Here is a 20,357-nt window from a genome sequence, read left to right on the forward strand (position 1 = left end):
CGATGCCAGACCCAAATCGCGCGCATAAAAAAACGCCAGCCCTTTCGGACTGGCGTTTTTTCTGAATATGGCAGGGGCGGCTGGATTCGAACCAACGCATGGCAGGATCAAAACCTGCTGCCTTACCGCTTGGCGACGCCCCTATATCTCAAGCTCTGTAACAAGCTCTGCGAGAATGGGCCGCAATTTACCAACCTTTTTTTGATCTGGGAAGCCCTGAATGCAAAAAAATTTGTTTTAAAACAGCCAGTTATTTCTGAGCCGGTGCAACCGCCACGATTCACTTCGACAAATTCAACGCAATCGCCTCGCGAATCAGCGCTTTGAGGGCCTGCTCATCGACCGGGTCGCCCTTGTGAAAATCAATCGCCCGCCGGGTGTTGCCCTCAAGGCTGGCGTTGAACAACCCCGCCGGATCGGCCAGCGCCGCGCCTTTGGCGAAGGTCATCTTCACCGCCGCCTTGTAAGTCTCCCCGGTGCAAATGATCCCGCCCCGCGACCACACCGGAACGCCGCGCCACTTCCACTCCTCCACCACCTCGGGATCGGCCTGGTGCATGACCTTGCGAATCTCGCCGAGGATGGCGCCGCGCCAATCGGCGAGTTCGGCGATTCGAGCGTCGATCAGCGCCGAGGCGTCGATGTTTGGGTTTTCGGGCTTCATGGCGGGCGTCCTCCTCGGCGATTTGACTGCATCAATCGTAGCTGGCCAACCGAAAAACGCTGGACGCATGATTTACCCTCTAGCGATCAGGGACTCATGCAATTCCTGATAAGCCGCTACCAGTTGCTCAAGGGAGAACGCCCGATTGCGCCCACTGGGATTGGGCAACACCCACACGTGCGCGCCACCAAAGGTCCTTGCCTGCGCCCCCCACGCCACCACCTTCTGCCCCGACAACGCCGCATACACAGCCTTGCCGAGAAACGCCACAAAGCGCGGCGCATGGCAGCTGATTTTCTGCTCAAAGCCCAGGGCCGCAGCGGCGAACTCTTGCGCCGCCAACTGATCCGCACGCGCCGTCGGCCGCTCGACCACCGCCGTCAACCCGCAGCCAAATTGCAGGATGCTTCGATCGTCCTCCGCCCGCACTTCATGCGGGGTGAACCCGGCCAGGTGCAAGGTGCGCCAGAAGCGATTCCCGCGTCCGGCAAAATGATGCCCCTGCGCCGCCGCAAGCAATCCCGGATTGATCCCGCAGAACACTACCGAAAGCCCCGGCGCCAGAATGTCTTCAAGCCCTTCACCCGCCATGCGCACGCCCCTCGTTCGCAAACATTTGCACCACCACCCACGGCAAACCCTAGAATGGCCATCCCAGCCACAGAGCCAACCACAACGATGGACGTTATTCAGACCCTGCGCTGCTTCGTCGCCGTGGCCCAGAGCGGCAGCTTCACCGCTGCGGCCGACGTGCTCGACACCACCACGACCAACGTCTCCAAAGCCGTCTCCAGCCTCGAAGCCCGGTTGCACACGCGCTTGATCAACCGCACCACCCGCCGCCTCGCCCTGACCGAAGCCGGTGTGCGTTATTTGCAGCGCACCGAAAAAATCCTCGATGACCTGCGCGAAGCCGATGAAGAAGCCGGCACCGCCCAGACCTTGCCAGTCGGGCGTCTGAAGATTCACGCCATGGCCGCCATCGGCAACCACTACGTGATCAATGCAATCGCCCGTTACCGCGAGATTCACCCGACGGTGATGTTCGATCTGACCCTGAGCAATCGCCTGCCCGACCTGCTCGAAGAAAGCTATGACATGTCGATCGTCCTCGCCCGCGACCTGCCGGATTCCGGCTTTGTCGCGCAACGCCTGGGCACCACCTACAGCATCCTCTGCGCCTCGCCGGCGTACCTGGCCAAACGTGGCCATCCAGCCACACCCGCCGACCTCGCCGCGCACGACTGCCTGCGCATCGTCAACACGGTGATGCCTGCAGAAAACTGGGTGTTCGAAGGGCCTCAAGGCATGGAAACCCAGAATATCCCGGACTCGCCCTTCCACATCAACACCGCCGACGGCATGGCCACGGCGATCAGAAATGGCATGGGCATCGGCATTCAGCCGCTGGCATCAGCCGTCGAAGGATTGGTCGGAGGCACACTGGTGCGGGTACTGCCGCAGTACCGCCTGGAGGAATACAACCTGTTCGCGATCTACCCGTCGCGCAAATTCGTCGACGCCAAAATCAAGACCTGGGTGGAGTTCCTGAAAACTGCCATCCCGCAACTGCTGGCATCCGATGAAGACATGGCCGGCGCCAGACCACTCGCCAACGCTTAGTGCCGCAGACCTGGAGTGTCGACCCTCCAGCGCCGGCATCGACCATCAACCGTTGGAACAACCGCTGCCCATCACCTGGTATTGCACGACATGCCGCGCACCCGTCGAGTCGTCATAAGTCATCTGCACCGGCACCGCGCCGCACTGATTGGCCGCTTCGGAGATCGACACCACGTGGGCGATGTCTGCTTGAGCGGCGGCGTTGTAGGCCTCGACTTGCGCGGTCTCGTCAGCCGCAAACGCCTGCGCGCCGATACCGCCAAGGACCAGAAGAAGAGCGATCTTTGCAAGTTTCATGATGTTCACCGTCTCGTGGGGAACCGTGTTTGTTCACGGAGTGGAGACGATGTTAGGGGTTCAAGCGCACGGCAAAAATCGGTCGGCTGGACAAACACTGTGTCCAAAAGGGTAATGAATAGACTTGAGTACCGTGGATATCCGATTCGCGAGCAGGCTCGCTCCCACAGGTTTCGTACCGACCACAACATTTGTGTACACCGCAAAACCCATGTGGGAGCGAGCCTGCTCGCGAAGGCGTCAGATCCGTCACCGAGTAACCCGAGGCTGCCGTAAGGTCAAGAACCGCCCCCTCCATGGTCGTTGCACCAACAGACAAACCACTCATATCAGGCCGTTATCACCCCCACATTGGGGCTACAAGCGCCCGCGCATTTGCCTACAAATCTTGCGGAAGTGGCTGGCTTGTACGTTTTGCCCTTCAGCTTTATCGTTCTGCTCGTCGTTGCCCATCATCGAAAGCGATGGGCGTACAAGATTGAAAGCAAAGCTTGATCAAACCGAGAAGGAGCGGTTGACGCCCGCGTCGCCCGCACCTAATCTGCCCCCATCCCGCCCAAGGCAGTACGCCGTCCTAACCATCCAGGACGTGCCAAACCCTTGGGCGTTTTGTTATCAGGAACAAAGCATGCCCACAGCGGTATTGGTCGATGGCGCATTTTTCATCAAGCGCTTTCGAAGGATTGAACCTCAAAATGCATTCAATGCTGAACGTGCTGCTGATCTTGTCCAACGATGGGCCACTGCCCACCTTCTTGGCAAAATCATTTCTCGCCATAACGGCCAGCCGCAAGAGCTCCTACAACGTCACAGAAGAGAGCTGTATCGAATTTTCTTCTACGACTGTCCCCCGCTAGACACCAAACAGCACAACCCGATCACCAAAAAAGCAGTGGATTTCTCCAAGTCCAGAGAGGCGGTATTTCGCAAGGAGCTCCATGCCAGATTGCGTAATAAACGCAAGCTCGCCCTACGGCTAGGGCATCTATCGAAAGATGTGAAATGGACAATAAAGCCAGCAAAAATAGCGCAGCTTTTAAAGGGCAAAATCCTGATCGCCGACCTTACGGAAAATGACGTCAGCATTGAAACCCGACAAAAAGGGGTTGATATGCGGATAGGTCTCGATGTGGCGTCCTTATCATTCAAGCAACAGGTGGACCAAATTGTGCTCATTGCAGGTGACGCTGATTTTGTTCCTGCGGCAAAAATGGCCCGGCGAGAAGGTGTTGATTTCATACTAGACCCGATGTGGCAGAGCATCCCGGATGGTTTGATGGAACATATCGACGGTCTGCGCTCAACATGTCCCAAGCCTGCGCTCCGCAACCTTGCTCAGAGCGGTATTACTGCATAGTCGTTGTTTCAGTCAGTTTACGTGGTCTCACTCCAGCCCAAGTCCCGCGCGCCCCAACGGATTCAGACTCCCCACAGCAAAACGCTCCACCCACGAGCGCTCATAATCCTCCCGCGGAAAATCATCCGGCGAAGCACCCCGCTCAAACGCCCTGAACACATCCCGCGCATAGCGCAGATTCTTCGCACACATCGGCGCCGCCGGCACGTACATCACGTTGCCCCAGCCCTGCTGATTCTCCACCGGCGCGACGCTATGGATCACATCGCAATGCCACCAGACCGAATCGCCGGCCTGCACATCCGGAATCGGACTTAGCCCCTCGATCAGCAGCGGATGCCATTGCCGCGATACCGGCAGCACCTTGCCCGGCGCCACCCCACACAACTCGTCTTCGGGCACGTCATCGAGCAGCGGCCGCAGCAGCAGGTACGCCATCGCCTTGGGGATCGGCAGGGTGCGCAGCACGCCTTGATCGGCCTGCATGTCCGACAGCGCAGTCCAGCCCTGAAATGTGCGAAACGCCGAACACTTCACCGTGTCCTTGTAGGCGTATTCATCCACCTCGGTACGAAACGCCGCATCCCACGGGTCGTAGGCCGCGAAGTCGTTGCTGTAGATTTTGTCGAAGACCTTCAAATACGCCGGATGCAGCCAGCGCTCCAGCGCCCCGGAATCGGTGTGCGGGCCAAGGCCTTTCGAGTGCGTGCCCGGCGGACGCCGACGTACCCGATCCGGATACAGCGCGTTGATGTCCGGATTGAACCAGTCCTTACCGTGCGAATGAGTCTTCCACAACCGATTGAGAAACGCCTGCGCCGTGCCCATCCGCTCATGCTGACGCAACTGCATTTGCGACGCCGACCAATAGATCGGAAAAATCTCCGGCCGCGAAGCCTCCAGGTTGCCAAAAAACTGGTCGACCGGCCCACGGTAAACCGCATCGAACCGGTTCTTGTCGAGGTAATCCAGTAACCCCTGGTCCCACTGCAGCACCTGCTCGCGGGGGAAGTGATTGCGGATCACCACGCAACCGCGACGCTTGATCAACGCCAGTTGCTCGGCAGTCACTGTGCCAGCGGCGATATCAGCGAACTCCAGCACCGGCCAGCCCGACCCGGTCTGCGCCTCATGGGCTTTGACCGACGCAATCTCGCCGGCAATAAACTCACTGACCTCGGCGAACAGCCCCTGCACATCGCCGATCTGCGCGCGTAAGGTGCGTTTCATTTTTACGATACTGTCGCGGTAACTCTCCGGAAGCGTTGCGCTCTCGAATGACTGGTATTTGCTCATCGGGGGACCTGCAGACCTTGTTGTTGGTGCAGGTATGGGACCACTTCCGATGGTGTCGGCGGCAGCCTGATTTGCCGCGTCGAGTAATACGATTGTGGCGTTGTAGCGGCGCGCCGCTTACAGAAAGTGATGACAGTGCTGACGACGAAACTCCGAAGGCGTCAGCCCCTTCAACGCCTTGAACTGCCGATTGAACAGCGCCAGCGACGAGTACCCTACCTCTTCGGCAATCAGCGAAACCGTCGTATTCCCCTGCATCAACAACGCACAGGCGTGTCCGACTCTTAGCCGTACGATGTAGTCCAACGCCGTGCAGCGCGTATGCCGACGGAACATTCGATGAAACGCCGACACGCTGACGCACGCCATCTCGGCCAACGCTGGAATGCTGATGGCTTCGGCGTAGTGTCCATGCACGTAATCCAGAACCCGATGTATACGCGGATCCTCAACGATCTGACTGCCAATCTGAGAGTCCGGCGCCGACAGGATTTGCCTGGCATCAACGTCCCGTGTCAGTTTGCTCAACACCGTCAGCAGCGCGATCAAACGCTCGGACGGCTCCTGCTCGACCATCGCCTCAATCAGCGGCCGAATCTCCTGCGACGCCGCAGCACTGAAACTCAACGCCTGCCGCGCCGCCACAAGTAATTGCCGCAGCGACCCCATCTCCGGAAACAACGTCACCAGCGACTCCGCCCACGCCGCCGAAAACCAGATCACCAACGCCACATGCGGTTGCCCGGCATCGACCCGCTCCGCCGACGACCAGCTATGCGGCACATTCGGCCCGACCAGAATCAGATCGCCGTCATCGTAAGCCGCGACGTCATTGCCGATATAGCGATGGCCACGACTGTTCAAGGTCAGCGTCAGTTCGTACTCGGGGTGGTGGTGCCACTCAAACGGAATTGCCCCTGGCAGGCGCCGGTTCAGCAGCGTCCAGGAGGCAGTGGCTTCGGTGGGGATTTTTTCGAAACTGGGTTTCATGGTGACCGATTCTGCTCTGTGGCGTGGGTGGCACGCCCCGATCGTATCACTCTGTTTACAACGGCAACGGTCGATCCTGCACTACGCGCTTCATCACCAGCGTCGAGGTCAGCCGCTGCACATTCGGCAAAGTCGAAAGGCACTCGTCATACAGGCGCTGAAACGCTGGCAAATCCTGAGCGATGACGTGCAGCAAATAATCCGGTTCGCCGAACAACCGTTGCGCATCCACCACCTGCGGAATCTCCACCAGCGCCGCCTCGAACGCCTCCACCGCTTGCCGGTCACCCTCACGCAACGTGGCGAAGACCATCGCGGAAAAGTTCAGGCCCAGCGCGGCGGGGTCGAGTTTTGCCCGGTAGCCGAGCAGCACCCCGGACTCTTCCAGCGCCCGCACGCGGCGGTGGCAGGGTGAAAGGCTCAGGCCTACGCGATCGGCCAGTTCGGTGACCGACAGGCGACCATCCTTTTGCAGCTCAGCAAGAATCTTCCGATCAGTTCTGTCCACGCAATAAAACCTTCTAATCTGATGCGCCATGACGACCATCTTTGGAAAAATATTCTAGCCGAGTTTGCTTATTCTCCCTCAACCAAAAACTGCCGCGCCGCTGCAACCGGCGCGGCACATGATTGATGGAAAACCAACATGAGCAAAGCAACGCCACGTCAACGATCATGGGTGACGCCATGACCTTCAGCGTATTTGCCGCCTTTTGGGCGGTATCGATTCTGTTTGTGATCACCCCCGGCGCCGACTGGGCCTATGCGATTTCCGCGGGCTTGAAGCACCGCGTCGTACTCCCCGCCGTGGGCGGTCTGCTGTCCGGGCACTTACTCGCCACGCTGATCGTCGCGGCCGGGGTGGGCACGCTGGTCGCCGGACATCCGCTGGCCCTGACAGCACTGACCGTAGCCGGCGCTGGTTACCTGCTGTGGCTGGGCGCCAATCTGTTCGCCCGCCCTTCCACTCCGCACGCCGCAGCGAGCCAGACCAGCGACTCATGGGCGCGCTGGGCCTTGAAGGGCCTTTGCGTGAGCGGGCTCAACCCGAAAGTGCTCTTGCTGTTTCTCGCCCTGTTGCCGCAATTCACCGACGCCGCCGCGCCGTGGCCCCTGCCGCTGCAAATGGTCGCGCTCGGCCTGGTGCATACCGCCAGTTGCGCGGTGATCTATCTGCTGGTCGGGTTTGGCTCACAGGTGGTACTGCGCGCCCGGCCTGCAGCGGCACGCAGGGTCAGTCGAGTTTCAGGGCTGATCATGATTGCGATTGCGCTGGGGCTGCTGATCGAACAGCTGCACGCCTGATTCTTCCTCCTGACGAGATCTGCCAATGACCGAACACACCTCACCCTACGACACCACTGCCCTAACCAAACCGGCAACACGCCTGCGCATCCCGCAGCTCAAACAGATGAAAGTCGAAGGGCGCAAATGGGCGATGCTGACCGCGTACGACATGTACAGCGCAGTAATTTTCGAGGACGCCGGCATTCCCGTCCTGCTGGTCGGCGACTCAGCGTCCAACAACGTGTTTGGCAACGACTCGACCCTGGCCGTGACCGTCGACGAACTGCTCCCGCTGGTGCGCGCCGTCACCCGATCAACCCGGCGGGCCTTGGTCATCGCCGACCTGCCCTTCGGCTCGTACCAGGTTTCACCCGAACAATGCCTGCAAACCGCCGTGCGTTTCATGAAGGAGGCTGGCGCCCATGCGGTGAAGATCGAGGGCGGTGTCGAATTGCTCCCACACATCGCCAAGCTCAGCGTCTCGGGCATCCCGGTCATGGCCCACATCGGTTTCACCCCGCAGATGGAACATCAATTGGGCGGCTATCGTGTACAAGGCCGGGGCGAAGACGGGCAGCGCCTGATCGACAGCGCCAAAGCGCTGGAAGCCGCCGGCGCGTTCGCCCTGCTGATCGAAATGGTGCCCGGCGACGTTGGCGCAGCGATCACTCAAGCGGTGGCGATCCCCACCGTGGGCATCGGCGCCGGCAATCAGTGCGACGCGCAAGTGCTGGTCTGGCAGGACATGGCCGGCCTGCGCCAGGGACGTCTGCCGCGCTTCGTCAAACAGTACGCCGACCTGCGCAGCGTCCTGCAAACGGCGGCCAGAGACTTCGCCGACGACGTACAGGCCGGCACCTTCCCCGGCCCCGAACACACCTTTTAACCAACCGCCAGCAGCAGGAGGCCCCCATGCAAACCCCGAGACAACGCGCCGCCGAAGGCCTCAAGGTGGGCGACCGCTTCAACGTCGTCCGCCGCTTCACACCCGACGACGTCCAACACTTCGCGCAACTGTCCCGCGACTACAACCCCGTCCACTGCGACGCACACTATGCGCAACTGCGAACATTCAAAGCGCCGATCGCCCACGGCCTGCTCACGGCCAGCCTGATGACCGAAATCGGCGGCCAGATCGGCTGGCTCGCCACCGGCATGAACCTCCAGTTCAAGCGCCCGGTCTATCCCGGCGAAACCATCACCTGCCACTGGCTCATCACCAGCATCGACGAGCGAGGCCACGCAACAGCCGAAGTCAGCGTCGTCAACGAACAACACATCACCGTGCTCGAAGCTATCACCACCGGCGTCCTGCCCGGCGCGCCAGAACGCGAATACATGAAACATATGCTGGCCGAGGGCGACCCTACCAATGGCGCGCGATGACGCGTTTAAACAGAGTTGTTTATATGACACCCGGTGTTACGTCCCCAAGGCTACAACGCCTTGCGCCATTGCCTACGACTACGCCAGAATCCGCCGGCTTGTGCGCCCAGGGTGCGGGTTCTATCGTGGGTCGGTCGCTGAAAAGCAGCGATCGGGTTTGGTAGCCCGGTTTCACACATGGCGCAAAACGTCACCTTACGCAGATGCCTTCTGGCGCCTGTGTTTTATGGTGGCCATGCGCAGGGCGCTTTCGAGCGCGCCGGTTTTTCCATGTGTGCCGGTCTACCAACCTTCGTAATGGCCACCACCCTCGTTTGGTAGCGAATGTGATGGTTCCCTTAGCCACATATGGAGCGTCACTATGTTCAAGGTCACACCAAACCCGCCCGTAACCGAAACGGTCTCACCCTACGAATCCTCCGATTCCCGAAAACTCAGCGAAGCCGCCGAACGCGCCCTCGACCACTACCTGAACCCCGCCAGCCAAATCATGGCCACGCCCTACACACCCAACGCCATGTTCCTGGCCAACCCCAAAATCGCCACCGAGGAATTGCTGGCGAACGCCAGTGAATCACTGGGTTCGGCAACGGTGATGTTGGGGGATGTGGCCGCGCTGGTGGAGGGGCCGATTCGCAAGACGCTGCTGGGCATTGCGCAGGTGGTGATGCTGGGGGAACTGGCGGTGAATCAGGCGTTGGATAATGTTGTGCCGACGGCATAACGAACGCTCCCTCCTTGGCGGCGTTAAATAGGTCGCCACGGAGGGACTAACTAGAAACAGGAACGCGTTAGGCATCTGCCTTCAGGACGAACCGATAGGCGAATTCTCAGATTCCCAACATCTCGCTCCGAAAGCTCAAGATCGCCCTGCTATGGTTTGCAGCCTGCCTCTATGCCAGACTTCGACTGCCGTTACTTCTACAAGGATGTTCAAGATGTCGGGCAAACCTGCCGCTCGTATTACCGATCCCACGTCCTGCCCACTACCAGGGCACGGAGTCAACCCAATAGCCTCTGGGTCTCCAGACGTTTTCTTCGATGGCTTGGCTGCCGCACGACAGACTGACAAGAGCGCATGTGGAAGCGCAATTGTCGGAGACGTCGCCTCCACGGTTCTCATCAATGGCTTGCCCGCAGCAACCTTGGGTAGCACGGGAGCCCATGGCAACAATGTCATCAGTGGCTCCGGTACTGTAATCATTGGCAACTCACATACTCCCGCGCCGTTTACGCCTCCACTGCCGTTAGTCCTGCCTAATACCTTTGGTCAATCATTCAGCGTGCTCAACAGCGAGACCGGTGAGCCATTGGCACTCAGGGATTTTGTTGCAACCGTCGACGGGGTAAAAGTCACGGGCGTCACGGATGCAAATGGAGTTGCTCACGTGAAGGCGCCATCGAAAGACTCAAAAATTTCTCTGCACGTCATATTTAATGCTCCGGCAAGAACACTCGACGAACTGTCGGAGGGGCAGTAATGGCTGACAATTTCTTGACGAAAGCGACCGCTCAAAAAATCAAGCCCGGCGAGTTCATGTGCCCCATCCCAGTAAAAGTCGATGATCGAGCGGCGACACGCGAGGCGATCATTCAAAACATCCGAAAGGCAGGCGGCGTCTTTACCGAACGCTCTAGTTGGGGAGCGGCCAAGGCCAAACCTGACATGGAAAAGGATTGGGACTATTCAATGATTGCTCTGCACCATGCCGGGCGCTCATACGAATGCACTCCAGGCGGAAGCAAGCAAATGAAGGGCGTTCAATCCCACCACATGGGTAACGGCTTTGACGATATCGGCTACCACTATGGGATCGCTTGCGACGGAACGGTTCTCGAAGGCCGTGACATCAGGTTTCTAGGGTCGAACGTTCACCTGTTCAACACAGGCGTGATCGGAATAGTGCTTCTGGAAAACCTGACTACTGCAGAGGAAGGCGGAGACATCGTTGCGAAAGGCAGAGAAACCCTGGAGTACTTCGGGGTCAGCACAACAAACGTCATACCTGCGGCACAGATTGACTCGTTACTGCGATTGATCAAAGTGCTTAAAGGTGTTTTTCTGATCAAGAATTTTGGCGGCCACCGGGAGTACCCCGGCCAAGTGAGTGAAGGGAAAATCTGTCCCGGCAACATTGGCATGGAGCTTGTCAGAAACATCCGCACCAAGACCGGACTTCTCCCACCACCGAAGCCAGGCGCGGAATGAAATATTTTATATTTGCTGGTTTGGTCTCGCTTTTGATCATCCTGAACGTGGGCTTCTATAATGAAGTTTCTGATGGCGAAGTTAATCGAATTTTCTTCATTAAGAAGGAGCCAACGTTGCGTGTGAAATTTACAAACATCCATGCCAACGATGGAAATTACCGTCGAGTAGAAAAACTCACGAGCGAGCAAAGGCAGGACATCATCGATTATTGCAAATACAGATTAGGTCTTGACACAAAAGCGTCAACACAAGCTGAAATTGAAATGTGCGCAAAGAGGTAAACAAGACAAGCCGAATAATTAGATATTCATTCAACCTTTTCAGGAAAAAAATCAGCGCTCGATCTGATTTTTGATTCCATCAATGGTATTTTCGGTCAATGAATCTATATCGCTGCTTCGTCTACCTGACATTACTTCTCTGCACTGGCTGTGTAAAAACAGCCAACATCCCGCCCGCAGACCTTACCTTGTCTTCCTTTGAATTAGGCCCGAATAATCTTTTTTCTGTGAAATTCACTTCAACAGTGGACTTACCCAATGCCTTCAACGACTACGAAAGCGCCAATCAGCTTACACCGACATTGATCTGCTCGTTAGACGGCGATATAGATTTTTCGTCCGAGCATTCAATCAATATAAAGGCTGAAGGTCTGGTGAATGCGAGCAGCCAAATCAGACCAAATCACACCTTCACTTCAGAACTTGTTTTTTACAATACAAGACCCGATGGGACGCAACTCGATCTGAATGATTACGAGGCCGTCCGACCATTACTAGCCAATAAGGCTTTCATACCCTGCAAGGTACGCATTACGGCGCATGGATATAAAATCTATTACACAAAGTCATTGATCATTCCAACCATAAAAATGACAGAACAGATATTTAAAAACTCTTAATTTTTTTAGATAACACCGAAGCAAGGAATCGCCTGAAGTATATGCCCGCTGCTGCCGGATATACCTGGGGGTTATTAGCCGAAAGGAAATCTGTCTCCACTCAATCTCCCGTCACAAACCTGTCACCCCCAACCTGCTAACCTCCCCTGCGCCTCCTCCCCAAGAGCCCCAACAAAAGGTGCCCCAAGGTGTACTCCGTCGCCCCACCCCGCCAAAAAATCATCCTCCGCTCCGAAAACCTCCACTGCGAAGACTTCGGCGCCCTCTTCTCCCGCCTCTTCGGCAATCGCTACGCCGACACCCCGCCGATCCCCTCCAACATCACCATCGGCGGCGTCTACGGCAGACACGACGGCGTCAGTTTCCGGCGCATGTATTACCACGGCGATTTCACCGTCACCTTCCCCGACCCGCAGGACGAGATCACGTTCGTGATTCCCACGGCCGGCAAGATTGTGTTCAACCATCGCACCGAGTCCGTCGGTGTGGCCCAGGTGGGGTTGGCGATTGATAAGGCGGATATCAGTTCGATGCGGTTTCTCGATAATCATGCGCAGCACGGGATTTCGGTGAATCGTGGGCAGCTGACGGAGCGGTTGGCGGCGTTGTTGGGGCGACCGATTGTGCAGAAAATTGTGTTTGAGCCGGTGGTGGATCTGCACACGGCGGCGTTTCAGGGGATCAAGGCGTTGATTGATCTGGCGACGGGGACGGAGTTTGATCTGTTGCTCAACAGCGGCACGCTGATGCCGTCGCGGTTGCGTGAGATGTTGATTGATGCGGTGCTGGAGGCGTGGCCGCACAATTTTACCGAGGCGTTGCGCCAGCCCGCGCCGAGGGTGGCGCCGCGGCATGTAAAGTTGGCGATGGAGTTTATTCAGGCGCATCCGGAGCAGTTGGTGAGTGGCGTCGAGTTGGCGCGGTTGAGCAATGTCAGTCAGCGCGCATTGCAGGATGGGTTTCGGCGGTTTGTCGGGACGTCGATTGTGGCGTATCAGCGGCAGGTGCGATTGGAGCGCGCTTTCGAGGCGCTGAGGCAGCGGCATTCGGCGTCGGTGACGGAGGTGGCGCTGCGCTTTGGCTTCAGTAATGTCGGGCGGTTTTGTCAGTATTTTCAGCAGGCGTATGGGGTGAGTCCGGCGGATTTGCGCTCGGGCACGCACCCGCGACGCTGACAGGCGTGGGCGGCAGAAATATTGATCTGCGGCAAGATCGGTCGATGGTGCCAGCGCTAATCTGTGGTCGCTGATTAACAGCCGTGCAGCCGCACGTCACGGGCCGTGGGCCAAGGTGGCGTCAAATGAACAAAAAACGCATTGTCTGGGGGAGCATTCTCCTGGGCCTTCCGTGTGTCTTGCTTCCAGTACTTTTGATGGGTTACGTCGCCTGGGTGTTGAACCTGGCAGCGGCGCAGCAACGTCTCGAATCGCTGGCCAGCGTGGCGTCCAGCCGCGCCAACAATACTTTCCAAGAAGCCGCCGGGGTGCTGAAGAGCGTCGCCGCGTCGAGCCTTGCGCCGTGTACGCCGGAGAGCATCGACGAGATGCGTCTGCTGACCATCAACACGTTTGCGGTGAAGTCGATCGGCTATGTCGAGGAAGAGGTTTACGCCTGCGGTTCGTGGGGGCCGGTGGGCCATCGGGTGACGCCGTGGAAGGAAGATTTTGTCACCGCTGACGGGGTGCGCGTGTCGCTCGGTGTGCAGGCGCGGATTGTGCCAGCCAAGCCGATGATGGCGCTGCAGTATGCGGCGTTCAATGTGCTGGTCGACCCTGAGCAGTTTTTGCAGGTGTTGGTTGAGGACGATGTGCATTTGATGGTCGGCACCGCTGCCGGGCAACTGGTCGGCGTGTCGCGGCCGGGGGCGGAGCGCTTCATGAATCGGGTGCATCTGGGCCCCGCTTCGGCGCTGGAGGACGGTTATCTGTATACGTTGGTGCACAGCGGTGACTGGGTGGCGATTGCGGCGGTGTCGCGTCATGAGTTGCTGCTGGGTCTGGTGCGCCGGGAGATGCTGTTGCTGCCGATCGGCGGGTTGATTGCCGGGATGCTTGCGCTGGTGATTGTGCGGCGTACGCGCAAGCGGTTGTCGCCACTGGCCGAGCTGGAACTGGCGGTGCGTAATCGTGAGTTCATCGTGCACTATCAGCCGATCATTGATTTGAGCGATGGCGCTTGTGTCGGGGCCGAAGCGCTGGTGCGCTGGCGGCATCCGGACGGCAGTCTGGTACGGCCCGATCTGTTCATTCCGCTGGCTGAGCAGAGTGGGCTGATTCTGCCGATCACTGATCAGGTGATCGATCACGTCATGCAGGATCTCGGGCCGCTGCTGGTGAAAGAACGCAGCCTGCATGTGGCGATCAATCTGGCGGCGGCGGATATCAGCAGCGGGCGCTTTCTGCCACGGCTCAAGTCGGCCATGAGCAAGGCTGATGTGTGGCCGAGCCAGATCTGGCTGGAGGCCACGGAGCGCGGTTTTGTGCAGATCGAATCGGCGCGGCAGACAGTGAATCAGGCACGCGAGTTGGGGCATCTGGCGGCCATCGATGATTTCGGCACCGGGTTTTCCAGCCTGCAGCATTTGCAGCAGCTGCCGCTGGATGTGTTGAAAATCGATAAGTCGTTTGTCGACACTATCGGGCGTGATCCGGAGGCGAGTTCGGTGACCGCGCACATCATCGACATGGCCAAGAGTTTGCGCTTGAAGCTGGTGGCTGAAGGGATTGAGACGGAAGCGCAGCTGGATTATTTGCGCAGTCGTGGCGTGGATTTCGGGCAGGGGTGGTTGTTTGCGAAGCCGATGCCTGCAGGGGAGTTTGTGGGATTTGTTGGGGAGCGTTGTGGGAGGGCTGCGGAACTGAATGGTCAGGTCGGTGAGCTGGTTGGGTGTGTTTGACAAGGCTTGTTTTCAGGGCCGCTTCGCGGCCCAGCGGGAGCAAGCTTCCTCGCCACAGGTTCGGGGGGCACCTTCTGTTTTTGGGGTGCCTTGAGGATTGAGGTCATCCTTGACCTGTTAGTCCTCCCCTTCTTTAGAACGCGTAACTGGCCTTCAGGCTGCCACTGAAACCGTGGCTGTCACCACCGCCGCTGGCACCGACTTCCGCGCCGACGCTGACGGCGCCGAGGCTGGCCATCAGGTTGACGCCGCCGCTGAACTGGTCGCGGTTGTCGAAGGCGGCGCGCTGTTCGATGTCGAGGCCCAGCAGGTGGCCTTGGTTGTTGACGTCGTTGTTGCCCAGGGTGCGTTCGTAGCCAACTTGCACGCCCGGCACCAGTTGCCAGGCACCCATCGCGACCGAGGCGAACGCCACGTTGAGGTTGGCGACGGCGCTGCGGCGGGTGGCGGTGTTGTCGTCGACGTCGAGGGACAGTTCGCTGCCCTTCTCTTTGAAGCCTTTGAGGTCGAGGTGGCTGACGCGCAGGCCGAGGCTTGGTTCGAGGATCATGCCGTTGACCGGTGCGCGGTAACCCAGCGCCAGCGTCGCGCCGGTGAGGTTGCCGTGGGTGTCGCCCTTGGCGGTGCCGAGGCCGCCGCCCAGTTCGCGTTTGCTGTCGTAATCGACGTAGCCGGCGCTGGCGTTGGCGTCGACGAACAAGCCGCGTTCCAGGCTGGTGAAGCCGTAGCGCGCGCCGAGGTTGAAGAAGGTGAAGTCGGTATCGGCCTCGCCACCCGCGCCGCCGACGGTGCCTTTGCTGTAGCCGAATCCGCCGCGCGCGCTGAGTTGTTCGGAGAAGCGCTGGGTGATGCCGACCATCAGGCCTTGGCTGTGTTCGTTGCTGCTCTCGGCGTGGGACGAGCCGTCGGTGCCGAGGTACCCGGCCAGCGCGGTGGTCCACAACCGGTATTGGCCGACTTTCAGATCGAAGCCGCTGGCGTAAGGCGCCGCAGCTTGTTCGATCAGCGCGTTCTGCCGCAGCAGGTAGCTGGCGGCGTCAGCGTGAACCTGACCGCCGACCTGGGATTCAACACCGCCGAGGGTGCCGGCGTCGATCGCCGATTGCAGGTAGTAGTTGTAGGCGCTGTAGGTGCCGGACAGGCTGGTGTTCTGCAACTCGCGCAACAATTCGGCACCGGCAGCGGCGTTGCCGATCAACCCGGCCTGACCCGGCAGACTGTTGTACTCAACCAGTTTGCCGCGCAGCACGTAGATAGTTGCCTGCGACAGGCCGAGGCCTTGTTTGAGGTAGTTGTCCATGCTGCCGTATTCGGCGGTGACTTCATCGAGCCCGGCCTGCAGATAGCTAGCCTGCACGCCGAGCAACGGCGCGTAGACCGAGGCCATGCTTGGCGGCATTGCTTTAAGAGTCGCGGCGACGCGGGCGGCGGTGTAGTCATTGGTCGCCAGATAGTTGGCCATGATGGTCGCGTTATCGACCCCGGCGATGCTCTGCAACACGGCGGCGGTCCAGCCGGTGCGGTCCTTGCCGGCGGTGCAGTGGAACAGCTGCGCGCCGTCGGTGGTGGCCAGTTCGTTGAACAGCTTGCCGAACTGGCCGCGCATCCCCGCATCGCTGACGAAGGCACGGTTGGTCTGTTCCATCATGGCGATGGCGTCGGCGGCGCTTTTGAACGACACGGTGGTGATGTTCGCACCCGAGGTGGTGCTGCCGATGATGTCGATGTTCTGGTAGGTCGCGCCGGTCAGAATCGTGTCCGGGGTGCCAGCGATTTCGCTCGGCGTGCGCAGGTCGTAGACGGCTTTGATGCCCAGGCTGTTGAGCGTCGCCAGATCCGCCGCCGACGGCGTGATCGCGTTGGAACGGTAGAACACACCGCCACGCATCGTGCCGTCATGGGCCGTGGTATACGCGGTGGTGAGGCCAGCGACGTCACGGAAGTTGTCGATGCTTTTCAGGCGCGGCGTGTCGAGCGCGACGGGCTCGGCAGCGTGGGCAGCGGCGATGGACAGGCTCAGAACGGACAGCGAACACACAAGACGTTGGAACACAGTGCAGCCTCATTGGAGTTAGCGTTGGGCTGGCTACTATCTGCAATCAACTGATACTGAATATGACAGAACGACTGCGCACGCAAATGCCTGCGCGATTGGGCCGTGGGCTGCGTTTTTTGTCCGTATCTGCCGGAGAGTCACTGTAGGAGTGAGCCTGCTCGCGATAGCGGTGGGTCAGACAACGTAAATGTCAGAGATATACCGCTATCGCGAGCAGGCTCACTCCTACAGGGTTCGGTGATGAATGTGGAGTTTTCGCTTGAAGGAGATTCTGTCCATAATCCCTCTCCCCAAATGGACTGACACAGGAAATGTGAAATGGACACCACTCAATGGCTCGGTTTGTTCGAGCGCGCCTTTCGCGAGATGGAAAAGAATCTTGAGCAAGTGCTGCAACTCAACAGTTGCCGCGAGCATTGGATTCAGGCTCAGATCAGTCTGCAAGCCTGGTTCGAAGATGAGGTCGAGATCTGGACGGATCTGCCGATAGGCGACCGACGCAAGGCGGACCTGTACTCATTGGACGACAACGGCGCGGCAAGGATGGTCGCCGAAATCAAATGTCTGGGCGATGTCTCGCAGGCCAAGTGCCTGGAAGGCGATTGGTCGGTGCGGGCCGATGTTGACCGGTTGCGCTCTTTCGAGTGTCCGACCCGCCTGTTCGTCCTGGTCATCGCCAAAGGCGAGCGCGAAACCAATACCGGACGGCGCCTTCGCGAAGATGAATGGGTGGATGGCCAGACATGCGTCAGTGTGGATCTGAAATTTGCACTGGTCCGGATGTGGGCTTTGTAAGTCGAGTTCTTCATCCACTTCTGCACGCGACGTGGGCCGACATCGCGTCCCGCTCGGGAGCGCCGTTGCGCAACATCGAAGTGATTTGCTCAGACCGACTTGAGCATCGTCGCCGGGTTGAGCATCGGCAATCAGACACAACGGGGCTGACTCCCCCGAGCTGGTCTTCTGTTGTGAATCACGAATATGAAGCCTGGACGCAGCCGATCCTTCGGCTCGACACCACGAGTCTCTCCGTGGATCAGGCGGTAGAGATCATTGTGGGAACTGGCCTGCTAGCGATTTCGGTGCATGACAATCTCCAGCTCCTCGCCCACTTCCGGCACCTGAAAGTAGCTGGAGATCAAATCAAACTCCGCATCCGAAGCGGCAAACTCATGTTCGGCCAGCGCATTGCGCGCATGCAGCCGGGCGCGGCAAGTATCGTCATCCACCGCGAGATAGTGCAGGCAATGCGGCACTTTTGCAGTTTCCGCCAGCCCTCGCAGCCACTGCCGGTCCGCCACGGTATTGGCCGGAAAATCCAGCACCACATTAACCCCGGCTGTCAGCACATCGATCACCAACGGCCCCAGCACCCCGCGAATCTGCCGCGCACATCGAACGTAATCCGCCACGGATTTGATCTGCTCCGGATACAGCCGCGACAGCCACTGATCTTCACTGAGCACAAGCGCGCCGTGCTGCTCAGCCAATGATTGGGCCAGTGTGGATTTGCCCGAGGCGATCTTGCCGCACATCAGGTGTAGGGTGGGTGCACGCATTGGGGACGCTTCCTTATGTCGATTGCTGGATAATGCCCAACGCCTGACAGACAGGCAATCAATGCGCCTGACCCAGCGGGGGAACCGTGATGACTGCAACAAACGTACGCCGATGCACCTCATGGCTGCTGCTCACCCTGCTCGCCACCACCCTGACGCTGACCGCGGGATGTTCAAGCAAGCGCTACGCCACCAACGGTTCGAACTGCTACGCCAAAGCCGTACCCACTTCCGGCGAAGGGGGTCTGGCCTGGGGCGATACCTTGAGCATGGCGCGGAAGAAATCACTGAATAACTGCATGCGTTATGCGAGCCGCTCCGGAGGTACGCCGAACACCTGCCAGGTTGTGCAGGCGCAGTGCAAACGCTGAGGGCAATTGATGAGTTCTGCTTATGAGCCCTAGCAATCAAACCCGTATTGTTGAGCAATGAGCCGCCCTATAAGGTGACGCATCACCTGAAAAGAGCTGCCCACCATGAAAAATCCTGCGCAAGTGATCGTCGTCATCGGCCCCGGCTCTATTGGCCAGGCCATCGCCCGCCGGGTCAGTGCCGGCAAGCATGTGGTGCTGGCCGATCTGAAGCAGGAGAACGCCGACGCGGCGGCCAAAGTCCTGTTCGATGCAGGGTTTGAGGTCACCGCGACGGTCGTCGACATCGCCTCTCGCGAATCGGTGCAGGCACTGGTGCAGACCGCCACTGCCATCGGCGAAATCAGCGGCGTGATCCATGCCGCTGGTGTTTCCCCATCGCAGGCGCCAGTAGCAACCATTCTTCGGGTGGATCTGTATGGCACGGCGCTGGTGCTGGAGGAATTCGGCAACGTAATCGCCAACGGCGGCTCGGCGGTGGTGATCGCCTCGCAGTCTGGCCATCGCCTGCCGGCTTTGAGTGTCGAGCAGAACAAGGCACTGGCCACCACGCCGGTGGAAGAACTGTTGGCGTTACCGATGCTGCAGGCCGATCAGATCAGTGATCCGTTGCACGCCTACCAGATCTCCAAACGCGGCAATTCCTTGCGGGTGATGGCCGAGGCCGTACGCTGGGGCAAGCGCGGGGCGCGGGTCAACACCATCAGCCCGGGCATCATCTTCACCCCGCTGGCGCGGGACGAACTGAGCGGCCCGCGTGGTCCAGGCTACCAGCGCATGATAGACCTCAGCGCCGCCGGACGCGGTGGCACGCCGGATGAAGTCGGCGCGGTCGGTGCGTTGTTGATGGGGCCGGAAGGCACGTTTATTACAGGTAGCGATTTCTTGATGGATGGGGGTGTGACGGCGGCGTATTGGTACGGCGATCTGGCGCCGCAATAGACCAACGGCTAAACACCGCGCTTGAGCACCGCCGTCGAAACCCGTGGCTGGATCGACTTTTCGATCAGTGCAACGATGTCCTTCGCCCCATAACAACGGAACAGAATGCTGCCAGCATCCGTATCCAGGCAGACGATTTTGGTGATGAAGCCACCTTCAAGCGTGACCTTGCGGATCATCCCCAGCGGCACTCTGATGTCCAGTGTGCCGTCCTGAACCATGCGGTTCATGGCGTTGGCATTCAGGTACACAGCGGTATTGGTCAGGGTCATTTTGCCGCCGACCCACAGCCCGCCGTACACCTCTTTGACCCCCTCCAGCACACCGGCCAACGCGCTGACATTGCCACTGCCGGCAACATCGTAGAAATCGCCGACACCTTCGTAATCCACCTCGACGTCAGCCACCAGAAAGTTGACCAGCTTCGACTTCACGACCCTCTCTTCCATCCTTGTATCTCCATGTCCCCAGAACACTCACCCGTGGCGAGGGGATTTATCCCCGATGGACTGCGCAGCAG

24 protein-coding genes and 1 tRNA gene are annotated in these 20,357 nt (G+C 59.1%); 15 read left to right on the forward strand and 10 right to left on the reverse strand.

Features of this window, described 5'->3' with window-relative positions; genetic code table 11:
- Window positions 1–68: 68 nt before the first annotated feature.
- The 3 genes from JFU48_RS23475 to mug form a co-directional block, all read right to left on the reverse strand.
- A tRNA-Gln gene (locus JFU48_RS23475) sits at window positions 69–143 on the reverse strand.
- Window positions 144–280: 137 nt separating this feature from the next.
- Window positions 281–664, reverse strand: coding sequence for a DUF1801 domain-containing protein (locus JFU48_RS23480; protein ID WP_201137832.1), 384 nt, complete (start codon window positions 662–664; stop codon window positions 281–283).
- 72 nt (window positions 665–736) lie between these two features.
- A complete protein-coding gene (mug, locus tag JFU48_RS23485) occupies window positions 737–1,255 on the reverse strand; it encodes a G/U mismatch-specific DNA glycosylase (protein WP_201137833.1) in 519 nt (172 codons plus the stop codon).
- An 87-nt stretch (window positions 1,256–1,342) separates the two neighbouring features.
- Between mug and JFU48_RS23490 the strand changes: the two genes are divergently transcribed.
- Window positions 1,343–2,287, forward strand: a complete 945-nt coding sequence (locus JFU48_RS23490; RefSeq protein WP_201137834.1) for a LysR family transcriptional regulator — start codon at window positions 1,343–1,345, stop codon at window positions 2,285–2,287.
- A gap of 45 nt (window positions 2,288–2,332) precedes the next feature.
- On the opposite strand, the gene JFU48_RS23495 is transcribed toward JFU48_RS23490, so the two are convergent.
- Window positions 2,333–2,584, reverse strand: coding sequence for a DUF2790 domain-containing protein (locus JFU48_RS23495; RefSeq protein WP_201137835.1), 252 nt, complete (start codon window positions 2,582–2,584; stop codon window positions 2,333–2,335).
- 628 nt (window positions 2,585–3,212) lie between these two features.
- Between JFU48_RS23495 and JFU48_RS23500 the strand changes: the two genes are divergently transcribed.
- On the forward strand, window positions 3,213–3,941 hold the full coding sequence (locus JFU48_RS23500; protein ID WP_201137836.1) for an NYN domain-containing protein: 729 nt from the start codon (window positions 3,213–3,215) through the stop codon (window positions 3,939–3,941).
- A 27-nt stretch (window positions 3,942–3,968) separates the two neighbouring features.
- Here the strand turns inward: JFU48_RS23500 and JFU48_RS23505 are convergent, their stop codons facing one another.
- From JFU48_RS23505 to JFU48_RS23515, 3 genes are all read right to left on the reverse strand, one after another.
- Window positions 3,969–5,237 (reverse strand): DUF1479 domain-containing protein, encoded by a 1,269-nt coding sequence (locus JFU48_RS23505; protein ID WP_201137837.1) that lies wholly within the window; start codon window positions 5,235–5,237, stop codon window positions 3,969–3,971.
- 117 nt (window positions 5,238–5,354) lie between these two features.
- Window positions 5,355–6,227, reverse strand: coding sequence for a helix-turn-helix domain-containing protein (locus JFU48_RS23510; protein WP_201137838.1), 873 nt, complete (start codon window positions 6,225–6,227; stop codon window positions 5,355–5,357).
- A gap of 55 nt (window positions 6,228–6,282) precedes the next feature.
- On the reverse strand, window positions 6,283–6,735 hold the full coding sequence (locus JFU48_RS23515; protein ID WP_045122414.1) for an Lrp/AsnC family transcriptional regulator: 453 nt from the start codon (window positions 6,733–6,735) through the stop codon (window positions 6,283–6,285).
- A 179-nt stretch (window positions 6,736–6,914) separates the two neighbouring features.
- On the opposite strand from JFU48_RS23515, the gene JFU48_RS23520 reads away from it, so the two are divergent.
- The 10 genes from JFU48_RS23520 to JFU48_RS23565 all read left to right on the forward strand — a co-directional run bounded on the left by JFU48_RS23520 (window position 6,915) and on the right by JFU48_RS23565 (window position 14,909).
- Window positions 6,915–7,532 (forward strand): LysE family translocator, encoded by a 618-nt coding sequence (locus JFU48_RS23520; protein WP_045122748.1) that lies wholly within the window; start codon window positions 6,915–6,917, stop codon window positions 7,530–7,532.
- Between the two features lie 25 nt (window positions 7,533–7,557).
- A complete protein-coding gene (gene panB / locus JFU48_RS23525; protein WP_003224363.1) occupies window positions 7,558–8,400 on the forward strand; it encodes a 3-methyl-2-oxobutanoate hydroxymethyltransferase in 843 nt (280 codons plus the stop codon).
- 26 nt (window positions 8,401–8,426) lie between these two features.
- Window positions 8,427–8,900, forward strand: a complete 474-nt coding sequence (locus tag JFU48_RS23530; RefSeq protein ID WP_003224361.1) for a MaoC family dehydratase — start codon at window positions 8,427–8,429, stop codon at window positions 8,898–8,900.
- A gap of 361 nt (window positions 8,901–9,261) precedes the next feature.
- On the forward strand, window positions 9,262–9,624 hold the full coding sequence (locus JFU48_RS23535; RefSeq protein WP_134786166.1) for a DUF6124 family protein: 363 nt from the start codon (window positions 9,262–9,264) through the stop codon (window positions 9,622–9,624).
- 214 nt (window positions 9,625–9,838) lie between these two features.
- Complete coding sequence (locus JFU48_RS23540; RefSeq protein ID WP_045122413.1) at window positions 9,839–10,381, forward strand: PAAR domain-containing protein; 543 nt, start codon at window positions 9,839–9,841, stop codon at window positions 10,379–10,381.
- On the forward strand, window positions 10,381–11,109 hold the full coding sequence (locus JFU48_RS23545) for a peptidoglycan recognition protein family protein (RefSeq protein ID WP_201137839.1): 729 nt from the start codon (window positions 10,381–10,383) through the stop codon (window positions 11,107–11,109). Before JFU48_RS23540 ends, JFU48_RS23545 begins: the two co-directional genes overlap by 1 nt.
- Window positions 11,106–11,393, forward strand: a complete 288-nt coding sequence (locus JFU48_RS23550) for a hypothetical protein (RefSeq protein ID WP_003224352.1) — start codon at window positions 11,106–11,108, stop codon at window positions 11,391–11,393. Before JFU48_RS23545 ends, JFU48_RS23550 begins: the two co-directional genes overlap by 4 nt.
- Window positions 11,394–11,491: 98 nt before the next feature.
- Window positions 11,492–12,013, forward strand: a complete 522-nt coding sequence (locus JFU48_RS23555; protein WP_201137840.1) for a hypothetical protein — start codon at window positions 11,492–11,494, stop codon at window positions 12,011–12,013.
- A gap of 188 nt (window positions 12,014–12,201) precedes the next feature.
- A complete protein-coding gene (locus JFU48_RS23560) occupies window positions 12,202–13,188 on the forward strand; it encodes a helix-turn-helix domain-containing protein (protein WP_201137841.1) in 987 nt (328 codons plus the stop codon).
- A 197-nt stretch (window positions 13,189–13,385) separates the two neighbouring features.
- The gene (locus tag JFU48_RS23565) at window positions 13,386–14,909 is read left to right on the forward strand and encodes an EAL domain-containing protein (protein ID WP_242486701.1); all 1,524 of its coding nucleotides are present in this window, start codon (window positions 13,386–13,388) and stop codon (window positions 14,907–14,909) included.
- Between the two features lie 133 nt (window positions 14,910–15,042).
- On the opposite strand, the gene JFU48_RS23570 is transcribed toward JFU48_RS23565, so the two are convergent.
- Entirely contained in the window at window positions 15,043–16,962 is a 1,920-nt protein-coding gene (locus tag JFU48_RS23570) for a tyrosine-protein phosphatase (protein WP_201137843.1), read from the reverse strand.
- A 321-nt stretch (window positions 16,963–17,283) separates the two neighbouring features.
- On the opposite strand from JFU48_RS23570, the gene JFU48_RS23575 reads away from it, so the two are divergent.
- Window positions 17,284–17,760, forward strand: coding sequence for a hypothetical protein (locus tag JFU48_RS23575; RefSeq protein ID WP_201137844.1), 477 nt, complete (start codon window positions 17,284–17,286; stop codon window positions 17,758–17,760).
- Between the two features lie 275 nt (window positions 17,761–18,035).
- Here JFU48_RS23575 and JFU48_RS23580 read toward each other — a convergent pair whose 3' ends face one another.
- Window positions 18,036–18,524 carry an AAA family ATPase gene (locus JFU48_RS23580; RefSeq protein WP_201137845.1) on the reverse strand — a complete coding sequence of 163 codons (489 nt, stop codon included), beginning with the start codon at window positions 18,522–18,524 and terminating at the stop codon, window positions 18,036–18,038.
- Between the two features lie 89 nt (window positions 18,525–18,613).
- On the opposite strand from JFU48_RS23580, the gene JFU48_RS23585 reads away from it, so the two are divergent.
- Window positions 18,614–18,895 carry a hypothetical protein gene (locus JFU48_RS23585; protein ID WP_201137846.1) on the forward strand — a complete coding sequence of 94 codons (282 nt, stop codon included), beginning with the start codon at window positions 18,614–18,616 and terminating at the stop codon, window positions 18,893–18,895.
- 105 nt (window positions 18,896–19,000) lie between these two features.
- Window positions 19,001–19,837: an SDR family oxidoreductase gene (locus tag JFU48_RS23590; protein ID WP_201137847.1), complete on the forward strand. Its 837-nt coding sequence runs from the start codon at window positions 19,001–19,003 to the stop codon at window positions 19,835–19,837.
- Window positions 19,838–19,845: 8 nt separating this feature from the next.
- On the opposite strand, the gene JFU48_RS23595 is transcribed toward JFU48_RS23590, so the two are convergent.
- Window positions 19,846–20,286, reverse strand: coding sequence for a hypothetical protein (locus tag JFU48_RS23595; RefSeq protein WP_201137848.1), 441 nt, complete (start codon window positions 20,284–20,286; stop codon window positions 19,846–19,848).
- Between the last annotated feature and the right edge of the window lie 71 nt (window positions 20,287–20,357).

Origin of the sequence: Pseudomonas sp. TH49, assembly GCF_016650625.1 — a bacterium.
GTDB classification, from domain to species: domain Bacteria; phylum Pseudomonadota; class Gammaproteobacteria; order Pseudomonadales; family Pseudomonadaceae; genus Aquipseudomonas; species Aquipseudomonas fluorescens_H.